Source organism: Photobacterium sp. NCIMB 13483 (assembly GCF_003025475.1).
In the GTDB taxonomy this organism is placed as follows: domain Bacteria; phylum Pseudomonadota; class Gammaproteobacteria; order Enterobacterales; family Vibrionaceae; genus Photobacterium; species Photobacterium piscicola.
This window is the reverse complement of the sequence record NZ_PYLV01000002.1, coordinates 171193-185168: the sequence shown is the minus strand read 5'-3', so window position 1 is coordinate 185168 and position 13976 is coordinate 171193. Positions and strand designations below refer to the sequence as shown.

The 13976-nt window shown below is 38.5% G+C and carries 14 protein-coding genes; 13 read left to right on the top strand and 1 reads right to left on the bottom strand.

The genetic code is table 11. The annotated features are described in order from the left end of the window. The first annotated feature begins 144 nt into the window (after positions 1-144). The 11 genes from C9I86_RS02765 (at position 145) to C9I86_RS02715 (ending at position 11664) form a co-directional block, all read left to right on the top strand. Positions 145-1896: a bifunctional UDP-sugar hydrolase/5'-nucleotidase gene (locus C9I86_RS02765; RefSeq protein ID WP_107275555.1), complete on the top strand. Its 1752-nt coding sequence runs from the start codon at positions 145-147 to the stop codon at positions 1894-1896. 230 nt (positions 1897-2126) lie between these two features. Next, a complete protein-coding gene (locus tag C9I86_RS02760) occupies positions 2127-2321 on the top strand; it encodes a hypothetical protein (protein ID WP_080155974.1) in 195 nt (64 codons plus the stop codon). A gap of 305 nt (positions 2322-2626) precedes the next feature. Beyond that, positions 2627-2902: an HlyU family transcriptional regulator gene (locus C9I86_RS02755; RefSeq protein ID WP_107275554.1), complete on the top strand. Its 276-nt coding sequence runs from the start codon at positions 2627-2629 to the stop codon at positions 2900-2902. 374 nt (positions 2903-3276) lie between these two features. Further along, on the top strand, positions 3277-4830 hold the full coding sequence (locus C9I86_RS02750; RefSeq protein ID WP_080155972.1) for a Re/Si-specific NAD(P)(+) transhydrogenase subunit alpha: 1554 nt from the start codon (positions 3277-3279) through the stop codon (positions 4828-4830). A 10-nt stretch (positions 4831-4840) separates the two neighbouring features. Then, positions 4841-6217 carry a Re/Si-specific NAD(P)(+) transhydrogenase subunit beta gene (gene pntB / locus C9I86_RS02745; RefSeq protein ID WP_107275553.1) on the top strand — a complete coding sequence of 459 codons (1377 nt, stop codon included), beginning with the start codon at positions 4841-4843 and terminating at the stop codon, positions 6215-6217. Between the two features lie 171 nt (positions 6218-6388). Continuing rightward, complete coding sequence (vxrA, locus tag C9I86_RS02740) at positions 6389-7828, top strand: sensor histidine kinase VxrA (RefSeq protein ID WP_107275552.1); 1440 nt, start codon at positions 6389-6391, stop codon at positions 7826-7828. Continuing rightward, positions 7803-8462 carry a response regulator transcription factor gene (locus C9I86_RS02735; RefSeq protein ID WP_080155969.1) on the top strand — a complete coding sequence of 220 codons (660 nt, stop codon included), beginning with the start codon at positions 7803-7805 and terminating at the stop codon, positions 8460-8462. The genes vxrA and C9I86_RS02735 overlap by 26 nt, the downstream gene beginning before the upstream one ends. A 19-nt stretch (positions 8463-8481) precedes the next feature. After that, positions 8482-9378 carry a DUF2861 family protein gene (locus tag C9I86_RS02730; RefSeq protein ID WP_235865766.1) on the top strand — a complete coding sequence of 299 codons (897 nt, stop codon included), beginning with the start codon at positions 8482-8484 and terminating at the stop codon, positions 9376-9378. Positions 9379-9509: 131 nt separating this feature from the next. Continuing rightward, on the top strand, positions 9510-10709 hold the full coding sequence (locus tag C9I86_RS02725) for an NnrS family protein (protein WP_369924888.1): 1200 nt from the start codon (positions 9510-9512) through the stop codon (positions 10707-10709). Positions 10710-10793: 84 nt separating this feature from the next. Then, positions 10794-10979: a YoaH family protein gene (locus C9I86_RS02720; RefSeq protein ID WP_080155968.1), complete on the top strand. Its 186-nt coding sequence runs from the start codon at positions 10794-10796 to the stop codon at positions 10977-10979. A gap of 157 nt (positions 10980-11136) precedes the next feature. Continuing rightward, positions 11137-11664, top strand: a complete 528-nt coding sequence (locus C9I86_RS02715; protein WP_107275551.1) for an HD domain-containing protein — start codon at positions 11137-11139, stop codon at positions 11662-11664. Positions 11665-11751: 87 nt separating this feature from the next. Here the strand turns inward: C9I86_RS02715 and nadE are convergent, their stop codons facing one another. Further along, a complete protein-coding gene (nadE, locus tag C9I86_RS02710; protein ID WP_107275550.1) occupies positions 11752-12588 on the bottom strand; it encodes an ammonia-dependent NAD(+) synthetase in 837 nt (278 codons plus the stop codon). Positions 12589-12836: 248 nt separating this feature from the next. Between nadE and C9I86_RS02705 the strand changes: the two genes are divergently transcribed. Together C9I86_RS02705 and C9I86_RS02700 are read left to right on the top strand one after the other, a co-directional pair. Then, entirely contained in the window at positions 12837-13364 is a 528-nt protein-coding gene (locus C9I86_RS02705) for a nicotinate-nicotinamide nucleotide adenylyltransferase (protein ID WP_080155965.1), read from the top strand. A gap of 56 nt (positions 13365-13420) precedes the next feature. Continuing rightward, complete coding sequence (locus tag C9I86_RS02700) at positions 13421-13933, top strand: hypothetical protein (protein ID WP_146142621.1); 513 nt, start codon at positions 13421-13423, stop codon at positions 13931-13933. Positions 13934-13976: the final 43 nt, after the last annotated feature.

Below are 13976 nucleotides of genomic sequence, written 5' to 3'. Positions count from 1 at the left end.
TATATTTTGATAAAGATCTCATATTTATGTCATTGTATGTAATTTGGTTTCTTATTTAGTGACGAACTTTATTTTTGTAATGCTGTGAGCGTTATAAATCAGTCGTTAGGTAATACCGATGGTTCTGGAGGAACTGAAATTATTATGACTGTTAATCACGCAGCAACAATCACTTTTGCTCATATTAATGATACACACTCTAATTTTGAGCCTTCTGCGATTTCCTTATCACTTTCACCTGATGTATTAAATTCAGAGACATCGGTTTATGCCAGTTGTGGCGGTTTTTCACGTCTTTGTTCTGCGGTGACTGAAATTAAGCGTGAAGCATTACTTCATCAACGTGAATTTATGTTCTTACATGCGGGTGATTGTTTTCAAGGCACATTGTATTTTTCGCTTTATAAAGGTATGGCTAATGCAGTTTTGCTCAATGCTATTGGTGTTGAGGCAATGGCATTAGGTAATCATGAACTTGATATGGGCAATGACATTGTTGCTGATTTTCTTGATCATACGGCGTTTCCATTATTAGCTGGCAATTGGGATTTATCGCAAGAAGATCAAACAAAGCGTAATCCTCTGCGTAATAAAGACAATGTTTATGCTTATGATAATGCGACACAATCAGCGCATTATTTGATAAAGAATGTGCATGGTGAGCCCGTGGCTATTTTGGGTTTAGCGATTGAAAATATGGCGGGAATAGCGAATCCTGATCCTGATACATCTTTTTGTAATGTAGCAACGGTGACTAAAAATACAATTGCATTGCTTAAAGAAAAAGGCATTAATAAAATTATTGTGTTAAGTCATTTAGGCTACGACCGTGATTTATCATTAGCCCAAGAGGTTGAGGGTATTGGTGCCATTATTGGCGGTCATTCTCATACGATGCAAGGCGATTTTACTAATGTTGGATATGGTAAAACAGATACTTATGCCTTCATGGTTAATAATACTTGCGTTGTTCAAGCTGGTTGTAATGCGTTAGCTCTTGGTCAATTAACCATCGCGTTTAGTGCTGATGGTCGTGTAGAAAGTGCGACCGGGTGTAATCAACTCCTACTTGGACGTAAATTTACGATTGATGCAGGGCGGACTCAACATTTAGATCATGATAACCATAATAAAGTTCGTGATTATTTATTAAATCAGCCCAATATTCGGTTTGTGGTAAAAGATCCACGCATAGAAGACATTCTAAATCAACATTACCGTCCTGCTGTGCGCGCATTACAAACGGATAAAATCGCGTCTATTAATGAACCTCTTCGTCATATTAGAGTTCCGGATGCAAAAGGCCCGAGTGATATTGCGCCTTGGGTGGTAAAAAGTTTTGTTTGGCAAGCGAGAGAGCTTGGTCATCATGTTGATTTCGGTATTCATAATGCTGGTGGCGTAAGGTGTTCATTTAATCCAGGAGAGATAACGCCTGCTGATGTAGCGGGACGATTATTACCCTTTGCGATTGGGATTATGATGTATAGCGTACGTGGGTTACGTATTCGTCAAGCGCTTGAAGGTGCGATTGATAATGCGACTAATAATGACATTGAAGGAACGGGTGACGGTAGTTTTCCTTATGTGGCAGATTTACGTTATGTGTATCGTTGTGGTGCGCCAAGCGGTCAACGGATTGAAAGCTTAGAATATTACACTAATGGGCAATGGTTGGCGGTTGATGATGATGCTGTTTATACCTCTGTGTCATCAGGGTATACCGCGGCAGGTAAAGAAGGATATGCTCCCTTGCTTGATTATGTAACAGAGCCTCAAGCCCTTAATGTCACAATGGCTGATGCATTTGAAGCCTTTGCAAAACAGCAGTGCACGTTTGATAAACCAAGTGAAAATTTAACGGTATTTATTCCATGTGATAACCGTGAGAATTGACCCTTATTAGTTATTATTTTATGAGTTAAAAAACCGCATTAATCACTGTTAATATGGCGTATTTTAGCTTTTTTAGTGAGATATTCTGTGCTGGTGGTATCTATTTGTTTTTAGTATTTTAGATTAGATTATCTAATCCTAATTACTAAATAATGTCATTGTTAAAGCGCTTTAGCATTACGTTATTATGCTGCCAATCCCATTGATAACGGCTAATCCGAAGAGGCAGTATGGCACAGGTATTTGATTTCGATTCTATTCCAACAGCAGTAATGAATGATCAAAAAACGTATTCATTGACGTTGAAAGGCCTACTCGTCCACGCTCGTGATATTCTATTTAGCCGTTCAGTTTCAACGCCAACATTACGTAATGTTTCTGATTTACCATTACATATTCAAAAAGATATTGGTCTTTACCGTTAATTACTTTTTATGGTTAATGGTATAAGTAGGTAAGCAGTTTGATTGCTTTGCTTACGAATAGAGAAAATAAGAAACCAGCTAATGTGCTGGTTTTTTTGTGCCTGTAATAATGGTGTCATACTATCTTGATTTAGAAACTAATGTTCGATAAAGATAAAAGCATATAGTATTGATTTTATGATATAAAAATAGTTTATATTGATAAGTAAAAATAGAAGTTAGTGTGTTTGAGGCTAGAGGTATCATGGATAAAACATAGCCTTAGATTAATAAAGCGACGATTGATAAATTAACATGAGGTAGTAATGGGATTATTTTCTTGGTTATTTGGTAAAAAGGCCACAACTGAAACAACAATTGAACCCATTGAATATAATGGTTATTTGATTTATCCCGAGCCTCAAAAGGAAGGTGGGCAGTTTCGTATTGCTGGGCGTATTTGTAAACAAATCAATGACACAATGCAGACACACTACTTTATACGTTCTGATATTTTACCGTCACGTGTTGATGCTGAAACATTTATGTTAAAAAAAGCACAAATGTTTATCGATCAAACGGGTGAGCGAATGTTTAAATAAATCCACATATACAACATATTTCATTGCAATCGTGCTTGTTGCTGGGTATCTTATTTTTAGCACTAAAAATAAGTAGCTAAGTGCTGCTATTTTGTTAAATATATTTTGTTTTTAATACGTTTAAAGCAAGATTAATAGATATATTTGCTGAGTTGTTTTTTTGACTTAGTTAATATGACTAACATTATGTAATACATATTTTTTAACCTCTTTGTCATGGATGAAAAGGTGCTTATATTTCATGAAAAAATGACAATAATGTTATTTATTAATGAAATTTGTGGAATTTTTTGTTTTTAACTGTAAAAAGCTTGCTATTGCTTTTAAGGTTCGATACAAAATATTTATCTATAGCCAATGTTCAGGGAATAATAATGCAGATTGGTGTACCAAAAGAGGTCCTCGCGAATGAAACGCGAGTTGCTGCCACACCTAAAACGGTTGAGCAGTTATTAAAAATGGGGTTCAGCGTTGTTGTTGAACATGGAGCGGGTGCATTAGCGAGCTTTGATGATGCCGCTTTTGAAGCTGCTGGTGCTGAATTAGCAACAACTGAAGCCGTATGGCAAGCTGATCTTATTTTAAAAGTGAATGCTCCACAGGTGAATCCAGCTACAGGCATTGATGAGTTTGATTTAATAAAAGAGGGTGCGAGCCTAGTTAGCTTTATTTGGCCGGCGCAAAACGCTGAATTATTAGAAAAGCTAGCCACTAAAGACATTAATGTCATGGCGATGGATTCAGTGCCACGTATTTCACGTGCGCAAGCCTTAGATGCATTAAGCTCAATGGCAAATATCGCAGGTTACCGTGCTGTCGTTGAAGCTGCACATGAATTTGGCCGTTTCTTTACAGGACAAATTACTGCGGCAGGTAAAGTGCCTCCCGCAAAAGTGTTAGTTGCTGGTGCTGGTGTTGCTGGTCTTGCTGCTATTGGTGCTGCAGGAAGTTTAGGTGCGATTGTTCGCTCGTTTGATGTTCGCCCTGAGGTGAAAGAGCAAGTTGAATCAATGGGCGCAGAATTCCTCGAAGTCGATTTTAAAGAAGATACTTCGACGGGTGATGGCTACGCTAAAGAAATGTCTGATGAATTCAACCAAGCGGCTGAGCGTTTATATGCAGAGCAAGCGAAAGATGTTGATATTATCATCACAACAGCACTGATTCCTGGTCGTCCTGCACCTAAATTGATCACTAAAGAAATGGTTGACTCGATGAAGTCGGGCAGTGTGATCGTTGATTTAGCGGCAGCAAATGGGGGCAACTGTGCTTACACTGAAGCCGATAAAGTTATTACGACTGCAAATGGCGTTAAAATTATTGGTTACACCGATATGGTTGGCCGTTTACCGACACAAGCGTCGCAACTATACGGCACTAACTTAGTTAATTTATTAAAACTACTGTGTAAAGAAAAAGACGGCACGATTGATATTAACTTTGATGATGAAGTCTTACGTGGTTTAACTGTTATTAAAGCGGGTGAAGTCACATGGCCTGCGCCACCAATTAAAGTTTCTGCAGTTGCGCAAAAACCGAAAACGGTAGAGAAAGTACAGCCTAAAAAAGCTGAGCCTATGTCACCGATAAAGAAATACGGCATGATGGCAGCAGGTATTGCATTATTTGCATGGGTTGGTCATTACTCGCCACCTGAGTTCCTTGCTCACTTCACTGTATTTGTATTGTCATGTGTGGTTGGTTATTACGTTGTATGGAACGTTAGCCACTCTTTACATACACCACTTATGTCAGTAACAAACGCAATTTCAGGCATCATTATTGTAGGTGCATTACTCCAAATAGGACAAGGCTCCGGAATCGTATCCGTGTTGGCTTTTGTTGCTGTTCTCATTGCTAGTATCAATATTTTTGGTGGCTTTACCGTCACTAAACGTATGCTAGAAATGTTCCGTAAAGATAAATAAGGAGTAATACATGTCTGCAGGAATCGTACAAGCGGCATACATTGTTGCTGCCGTATTGTTTATCATGTCACTTGCTGGACTGTCCAAGCAAGAAACCGCACGAAAAGGTAATTACTTCGGTATTGCGGGTATGGCGATTGCATTAGTAGCCACTATTTTTGGACCAGATTCGCAAGCGACAGTTTGGATCATTCTGGCAATGATTATTGGTGGTGCAATTGGTATTTTCTACGCTAAAAAAGTAGAAATGACCGAAATGCCAGAGCTCGTTGCAATGCTTCATAGCTTTGTTGGTATGGCAGCGGTGCTGGTTGGTTTTAATACTTTTTTACACCATCAACCGCTAGAAGGCGCACTGCTTAATATTCACTTAGTGGAAGTATTCCTTGGTGTATTCATTGGTGCAGTTACCTTTACCGGTTCATTGGTCGCTTTTGCTAAGTTACGAGGCTTAGTGTCATCATCTGCACTTCAGTTGCCACATCGCCATAAACTTAACCTTGTAGCATTACTTGTTTCTGCTGCATTGCTAGTGTGGTTTGTGAAAGCTGAAGGCTCAATGGTGGCATTGATCCTAGTCACATTGATTGCATTTGCATTTGGTTACCACTTGGTTGCCTCTATCGGTGGTGCAGATATGCCAGTGGTAGTGTCAATGCTTAACTCATACTCAGGTTGGGCAGCAGCAGCAGCAGGTTTCATGCTTGCAAACGACCTTCTGATTGTAACGGGTGCATTAGTTGGTTCTTCGGGCGCCATCCTTTCTTACATTATGTGTAAAGCGATGAACCGCTCTTTTGTGAGTGTTATTGCCGGAGGATTTGGTTCTGATGGTGCAGCACCTGCGTCAGATGAAGAATATGGTGAACACCGTGAGACAACAGCAGAAGAAGTGGCTGAATTACTAAAAGATGCTAAGTCAGTTATTATCACTCCTGGATATGGTATGGCGGTTGCACAAGCTCAATACCCTGTACATGAGATCACTGATAAACTGCGTGCACAAGGTATAGAGGTTCGATTTGGTATTCACCCTGTTGCAGGACGTTTACCTGGTCACATGAACGTATTATTGGCTGAAGCTAAAGTACCGTATGATATCGTATTAGAAATGGATGAAATCAATGATGATTTCCCTAAAACTGATGTGGTATTAGTTATCGGTGCTAATGACACCGTAAACCCAGCGGCAATGGATGATCCAAATAGTCCAATTGCTGGCATGCCTGTTCTTGAAGTGTGGAATGCAAGTAATGTAATTGTATTTAAACGTTCAATGAATACGGGGTATGCGGGCGTTCAAAACCCATTGTTCTTTAAAGAAAATAGCCAAATGTTATTTGGTGATGCGAAAGCGTCATGTCTATCTATTCTTGAACATTTATAAAAATATCCGTACTATAATTAAAGCCACTCAGGGTTGAGTGGCTTTTTTTTTTCAATAAATAATAGAATGTATTTTAAATTTAAATGTTATAAGCAAAGGCTAGTGTTTTAAGTAATTGTTGCTCTGACATTTTTTTGACAAAACACGGTTCTACAATGTTAAGCTACAAGCATGAAAACGTATGTGTTAGTCTTTTCTTTATTTTTTTCTTCTGCATCATTCGCGGAAGCCCAAACATTTCCAGAACGGTTAAATGCGGTTCGTTCTGATCTATTGAAACATAAGCCTTTAGCAACATACGATTTTCGTAAACTTCAGAGCTTATACCCAGGACCCTTACTAGTACCTGAAACGTTATTACCGCAAACGAATGAATATCCACTGAATGCATTACGTCAGTTGTACCATAATTCATTAAATTGTAAGGGACCATGGCCGTTATCACCATTGGTTACTCAGCCAGTCGTATTTACTCGTGCTATCTGTTTTAAAACAAAATTACCGTCGAGTTGGTTTGTACGTTCAGGGTACATTCACCCCGGTGGTGGTAGTTATGCTTACCGTTATATTCAAAAACATCCGGATATGGCGATAAAATACAGTAAGTATTTGCATATAAAAGAACGCCCAATTGCAGCGGCAACAACGATTTTAGGCCGATTGCAGCGAATGAATAATGATGAGATCCATGCATTTATTTCTGGTGCGCAATTTTTTATATCAAATGGCGAACTTTGGGTTCGTAATGATAATGAATACCGTGTTTTTGGCCAAGTAACATGGACGAAAATGCTTAATCGCTATCAATTACATTTTAAACGTTTAGATGAAAATGATTTTTGTCTTGCGAAAAATGGCAATATTTGTTGGCGAGAAGATAATAAATCACATGTAACTTACTATTTATTAATAGGTTTACTTGTGATGAATGCTGGTTTGCTATTGAGTTGGGTAATTTATCGATTCCGCATCCGTCGTCGAACGATGGAAGATCGTATGTTAGTATTACAAATATTAACGCATGAATTACGAACACCTATTGCAAGTTTAGCAATGACAGTTGAAGGTTTTAGACGTCATTTTGACGAATTGCCTGAAGGGTTATATGACGAATTCCGCCGTTTAACTGAAGATTCTCGTCGACTCCGTCAATTGGCAGAAGCGAGTAAAGATTACCTTCAAGCAAACCAACAACAGTTAAGTGTTCAAAACGTAGAGTCATTAAATGAATGGTTAGGTTATATTGCTGAAAAATATGACGTTATACTAAAATTAGAAGAAGATAGAAGTGTCCTTGTTAATATTTATTGGCTAGGAACCTGTCTTGATAACCTACTATCCAATGCTCATAAATATGGCGTAGTGCCTGTTAGCTTATCGTCATCGTATAAAAATGGGACTTTGAAATTAGTTGTTCAAGATGAAGGGCAACTAAGTGCAAAAGATTGGTCCCGTTTAAGAAAACCATTTGTTAGTTCTCAAGGCTTAGGTCTGGGTTTAACAATTGTTGAATCGATGATTAATAGAATGGGGGGGCGAATGAAACTTATTGGTCCACCTACAACGTTTATTTTGGAGATTCCGTGTGAATCAAACTCTGCTGCTGGTTGAAGATGACCGGAACCTTGCTGATGGTTTACTCGATTGCTTAAAGCAAGCTGGATACAATTGCTTATATGCTGATTGTGCCACTAAAGTTGATGCATTATGGCGTGATGCAGATCTTGTTGTACTTGATCGTCAATTACCAGAAGGTGATTCGCTTGACTACTTATCAGGTTGGTTAAAGAAGAAATATGTTCCTGTTATTCTATTAACAGCAATGGTTTCTATCAATGATAAAGTGATCGGGTTAGATTCAGGTGCAAAAGATTATTTAACCAAGCCTTTTGCTGAAGAAGAGCTCTTAGCACGAGTGCGTGTGCATCTACGTGGTGAAGATGGCGATATGGCTGCCATTAATATCATCTCTGTTGGTAATATTCGTATTAACCAAGAAAGTCGTGAAGTATTTCACGGTGATGAGAGTGTGACATTAACGCGTACCGAATTTGAACTATTAGTGTTCCTAGCTAAAAATGCAGGTCGTGTATTTACTCGTGATGAACTATTAGATCAAGTGTGGGGCTACAATCATTACCCAACAACCCGTACTGTTGATACTCATATTTTGCAATTGCGTCAAAAATTGCCTGATATCGAGATTGAAACATTACGTGGTGTTGGATATCGAATGAAACCATAAGGTTTAGGTACCGCGTTCCATGAGAATAAATAAGCCAAAACGCTGGTTTATGGGGTTATTGTTAGTGCACTCGACGTTGTTTTCATCGAGTGCATTTGCTGCATCTGATTGGTTCATTTCAAAAGATCTTTATACGATGGCGCATAAAGAATTACTTGAAGATGATACCGCGGCTGTTTTTCAAACCATCATTCAAGCATGGCAACAATCGCCTAATAGTGTTGAAGCCAATAATCTTGATCAATTACTTAATTTAGCCATTAGTGAAGACTGTGGCCATAGCCTCGAACGTAAAGTTTTACCAACATGGCTTCCTAAGTTATCGATTGAACGCCAAGCAGAACAAAATCTTAATCAGCAACTGCTGAAGATATCTGTTGTTGGTCTTACACGTAGTGATATCACCAATATTAGTCTGACTAAATGGCCCAATAAACCGTTATTACGAGGTGCACCATTTATTGATGATGGTGGCTATTTTTCTGTTGAGTCACAACGGCTAGATGAACCCGTATCTGCGGGGTTATATAAACTCTCAATTACAGCGGTGAATAAACCGGCTTGGGTTGGATGGATTGTTTTAACCACACCAGCAGATAAACAAGAGATCAGTTGGAAAGACAGTAAAACATGGCGTATTGATAATATTAATAAGAATAGTGGTAATTGTCCTGCACCGACATTAAGCACGAAGCTGTATGATCTTAACGATACAACATGGCACGCTATCTGGAGTCAAGAATCAGATTCCGATTGGCCGACAACGTTACCGAAATTAAACTTTCCTGAAGGGCGTTATTGGCTCAGTGTTGGCGTTGTAAAAACACGCTGGCAAGGTGAAATTTCGATCCTCGACATTCAACGAATCACTCGCCCTGTTGACTATGTTGGCGATGATGATGAAGATAATGGATAATAAAATGGCTACTGCAGTAATGTGGTAGCCATTTTTTTTACTTTAATTTCATATAAATAAAACTAATTCGAGAAAGTATAGAAATAGCACTATAAACATGTATAATTTATGCATGTTTATAGTGAGGTAGTATGATGCAAATTATCGATCGAGCAAAAGAAGAAAAAATCCCCCCTTTATTTAGGCTCGCATTTCGTCCATTTTTTATCGGTGCAGCTGTTTATGCCGTTATTTCAATCGCATTGTGGGGATTGTTATGGGCTGGTAATACGCATATTAGTCAATTTATGTATGGTAACCCGCTATGGTGGCATAGCCATGAAATGCTGTTTGGATTTGCAGGTGCGGTTATTGTTGGCTTCTTACTCACAGCAGTACAGACATGGACAGGGCAGACTGGTGTTAAAGGAACAAAGCTGGCCTGTTTATTTGGATTATGGCTTATTGCGCGTTTAGGGCTTATGTTTGCAACACCAAGCTATTTATGGATGGTTATTGATTGTGCTTGGATTATTGTAGCTACAATTTTTTTAGCAAAACCTATCTTCAAGGTTAAGCAATGGCGTAACGTGTTCTTTGTCCCTGTTCTTATTATGTTTACGTTACTCAACGTCAAATACCATTTAATGGTGCTCAAAGTTATTCCTTATGATTTAAAAGCAATCGCATTAACAACGTTAACTATTATTGCTGCGGTTGTTATTGTCGTTGGTGGTCGAGTGATTCCATTTTTCACTTCACGAGGAACACAAACGGAAACAATTACTCGTATATCAATGTTGGAATATGCAGCCTTAATACCTATTTGGATATTGTTAATATTCACACTTTTCCCGGTTACGGTTCCTTCATCTATATTAGCGGCAACTTATCTTATTGCAGCGGTAACTAATTTAGTTCGCATGTGCCGCTGGCGTAGTTATAAAACAATAACAGTACCATTATTATGGTCGCTACATGGGGCTTACTTATCAATGATCATTGGTTTAGCATGGCTTGGTGGAAGTTATATTAACCATAATATGAATCCAACAATAGGCATTCATATTATTGCTATTGGTGGCATTGGTGCGATGATACTGGCAATGATGGCACGTGTTTCATTAGGCCATACTGGTAGGAAGTTGCAGGTTGGTCGTTGGATGGTTATTGCCTTTATAAGTTTATTGGGTTCATTATTGGCGCGTACATTATTAGTGGTGATTATGCCGATAGCGACTATGGATGCGTATGTTATTTCAGCTGTTTTATGGGTGATTGCCTTTACTATTTTTACGATCGTTTATTATCCAGTATTAACCAAAACACGTGTTGATGGTCATCCAGGTTAATTTGTATTCAGTGAGGATAAACAGTGACATTGTTTCACTTTACTCCTAGAATACCTACCCGTTTACGAAGTTAAGAAGAATGATATGTATAATCACACGCCGACATTAACACACTCAGAGCAGCAAGTAGCCGCAGAGCGTATTCATGATCTTATGGCTACAGGTATCAGTAGCGGCGAAGCTATCATGATTGTTGCTAATGAGATTCGTGAAGCGGATATGAAGCGTCGTCAGGCTGCGGGCGAACTTCCTGCAGATGAAGAAGAATAACCCTGAGTTATCATTCGTAACTATCTAAAAAACAAAAAGAGTCGAAAGGCTCTTTTTTTATTTTTGAATTATTTTATTCCAAATAAATGACTAGTAACAAGGAATGTATTACTTCTACAATGAGTCAATATAATAAGAAAGTACCGAGGATAAAGTGATGGATAGTCGTTATTTAGCTGCACAAGAATTTGCAAAAAAACGCCATGGTGACCAAAAATATGGCGAACTCCCATACGCCGTTCATCTTAATACCGTAGCAGAACTTGCACAGCCATTTGGCGTTGATGCAATGATTGCAGCTCAATTACACGATGTAATCGAAGATACGGATACTAATTTTAATGAATTGGTTGATCGTTTTGGTTTTACTATTGCTGATGCAGTTAATTCTGTTACTGATGTGAAATTAGAAGATCGCGCGAAAAGAAAATTAGAAATTAACCAACGCTTATCCGCTTTAAATATTGAAGATGATGCTGCACGTTTAGCGCTAATAGTGAAAGTTTGTGATCGTTTGTCTAATGTGCGCTCAAGTAGAAAAAGTTCACCACGCCATTATAAAATGTATCAACACGAGCATTCTGCGTTTAAAGAAGCGGTATACCGCCCTAATCTTTGTGATGATTTATGGAGAGAGCTGGATGCACTCATTATCGATCAACCTCAACTTGAGCCATGTAAGTAAATTATTCGCTATTCAGCAATATAGAGGCCTAACATCTTGTTAGGCCTTTTGTTTTTGTCTCAACGAACTATCGCAGTGAGTACTGAATCAATCAATATCATAAATTGTCGGAATAGGCTGACGTTTGTGCTGCGTTGCACGATAAATGCTTATTAGGCGCTCACGAGCAAAATCATCAACAGGTTTACCTTCAAGGAAGTCATCAATTTGGTCATAAGTCACCAATAGCGCTTCTTCATCTGCTTTCTGTGGTGCTAGTTCTTCTAAATCAGCCGTTGGTACTTTTACTACAAGATGGGTTGGTGCACGTAACGTCGCGGCAATAGCACGAATCTGACGTTTATTTAAACCAAAAAGAGGGGCTAAATCACAAGCACCATCACCAAATTTAGTGTAGAAGCCTGTAATGTTTTCTGCTGAATGATCGGTACCAATCACAAGCCCACCAACTAAGCCTGCAATTTCATATTGAGCAATCATACGTGCACGCGCTTTAACATTGCCTTTTACAAAGTCAACTTTAGCCGCATCTGTTGGAATTAAAGTTGTGCCTTCTAATCCTAATAATGCGTTGGCATGCAGTGCATCAACACCTGCTTTGATATTTACGCTAACAGATTGACTAGGTTGAATAAATTTTAAAGCTTGTTGTGCTTCATCTTCATCTTGTTGCTCACCGTAAGGTAAACGAACCGCGATAAATTGATAATCATTACTCGATGTTGTTGTATTTAAATCATTGATAGCAAGTTGTGCTAGACGGCCACAAGTTGTTGAATCAACACCTCCGCTAATACCGAGTACTAGAGATTTACAACCAGACTGTTTGAGTTTTTTCTGGATGAAAGCAACACGGCGTTGAATTTCAAACTCAACATCGATAGTAGGAAGTACGCGCATTTGTTCACGGATAAGTTGTTCCATGGGTAATGAATCCTTAAGGCTTTTGCCCAAATATTAATCACTTAAAACGGCATAATGGAAAAATGAGAACTCAGCCATTACACCTTTACCAAAATCATGCGATAACTCTAACTAAGGATCAATGCTCAAGCGTAAAATTATTTAAAATAATCCCGTTTAGCGTTAAAACAGTACGATACTAAGGAACATTTCGCTATAGCGATAGTATTTGGCTGGTTTTGCAATATAAGAGGTTAGTTGATTGAAATATGAAACAGACACTAGCAGTTTTTGGAAGCGCATTTAATCCTCCGAGTATAGGTCACCGCTCGGTGCTAGAGCGACTAGGGCAGTTTGATAAGGTGTTATTACTTCCTAGTTATCAGCATGCTTGGGGAAAAGTAATGCTCGACTATAAGGCTCGATGTGATCTTGTGGGTGCATTCATCAGTGATATTGGACAAAGTAATCTAGAATTATCTACATTAGAGCAACAAATAGCGGTTGATGATAATGCAGTCACAACGTTTGCCGTACTTGAAGCTTTACAATTAAAGTACCCCGAGGCAAATATTACTTTTGTGATTGGCCCAGATAATTTTATGAGTTTTCATCGCTTTTATAAAGCAGAGCAAATTCTTAAACGCTGGCAAGTAATGGCATGTCCTGAAACGGTTCCGGTACGTAGTACCGTTATACGAGAGGCATTGGCACATAATCATGATATTACTCAGTACACGACGCCTACGGTGAAAATGATGCTGATGAATGATGAGCGGTTTAAATTTACTGATTAATGGATGGATAATTAATATTGCATATGAATAAAATTAAAGCATTGATACTTATTATTATGAGTAACTTAATTTATTCATCATCTGCATATGCTTTTCCATGTGACTTGACGGCAAATAACACCATAAAAACAGAAGATCAATTGTTTCAGTTTGATCATTCCGTATGTCGATTATCGAATAATGCAGATAGTATCCCTTTCTTGCAGGTTAAAGATGATCCTTATTCTAGATCACAACGGTTTAATGATTGGAAACAAGATCAGGTTGATAACACCAGTGAGTTTTGGAATCACTGGAGTGACGACTTTGCTGATCATCCTGTTTTTACTGAATATAATGATTCAATGTATTATGGCTTGGGATTTTGGTTACCAAGACAATATGACAACGAAAACGTTGAAGATATTGTTGATGCCGAACAGTGGGTACTTAACCATGGCGTTCAAATGAGCTTAGGTTTTGGTGATCCCAATGATGATAGTACACGTGTACGATTGGATTATCGCTGGCATACCAAGAGTAGTGTAGATGATGGCATCTCAGTACAGGTTCATGTGCCGCTTAATTAGACGCATGTTTACTTACGTTATAACCATTGATTAGCGTCATTCG

Bases quoted from the DNA above. Each gene is read 5' to 3' on its own strand.
- C9I86_RS02705 (WP_080155965.1), top strand. From the start codon at position 12,837: ATGAAACAGACACTAGCAGTTTTTGGAAGCGCATTTAATCCTCCGAGT.
- pntB (WP_107275553.1), top strand. From the start codon at position 4,841: ATGTCTGCAGGAATCGTACAAGCGGCATACATTGTTGCTGCCGTATTG.
- C9I86_RS02750 (WP_080155972.1), top strand. From the start codon at position 3,277: ATGCAGATTGGTGTACCAAAAGAGGTCCTCGCGAATGAAACGCGAGTT.
- C9I86_RS02700 (WP_146142621.1), top strand. From the start codon at position 13,421: ATGAGTAACTTAATTTATTCATCATCTGCATATGCTTTTCCATGTGAC.
- C9I86_RS02720 (WP_080155968.1), top strand. From the start codon at position 10,794: ATGTATAATCACACGCCGACATTAACACACTCAGAGCAGCAAGTAGCC.
- C9I86_RS02730 (WP_235865766.1), top strand. From the start codon at position 8,482: ATGAGAATAAATAAGCCAAAACGCTGGTTTATGGGGTTATTGTTAGTG.
- vxrA (WP_107275552.1), top strand. From the start codon at position 6,389: ATGAAAACGTATGTGTTAGTCTTTTCTTTATTTTTTTCTTCTGCATCA.
- C9I86_RS02765 (WP_107275555.1), top strand. From the start codon at position 145: ATGACTGTTAATCACGCAGCAACAATCACTTTTGCTCATATTAATGAT.
- C9I86_RS02715 (WP_107275551.1), top strand. From the start codon at position 11,137: ATGGATAGTCGTTATTTAGCTGCACAAGAATTTGCAAAAAAACGCCAT.
- C9I86_RS02725 (WP_369924888.1), top strand. From the start codon at position 9,510: ATGATGCAAATTATCGATCGAGCAAAAGAAGAAAAAATCCCCCCTTTA.
- C9I86_RS02760 (WP_080155974.1), top strand. From the start codon at position 2,127: ATGGCACAGGTATTTGATTTCGATTCTATTCCAACAGCAGTAATGAAT.
- nadE (WP_107275550.1), bottom strand. From the start codon at position 12,588: ATGGAACAACTTATCCGTGAACAAATGCGCGTACTTCCTACTATCGAT.
- C9I86_RS02755 (WP_107275554.1), top strand. From the start codon at position 2,627: ATGGGATTATTTTCTTGGTTATTTGGTAAAAAGGCCACAACTGAAACA.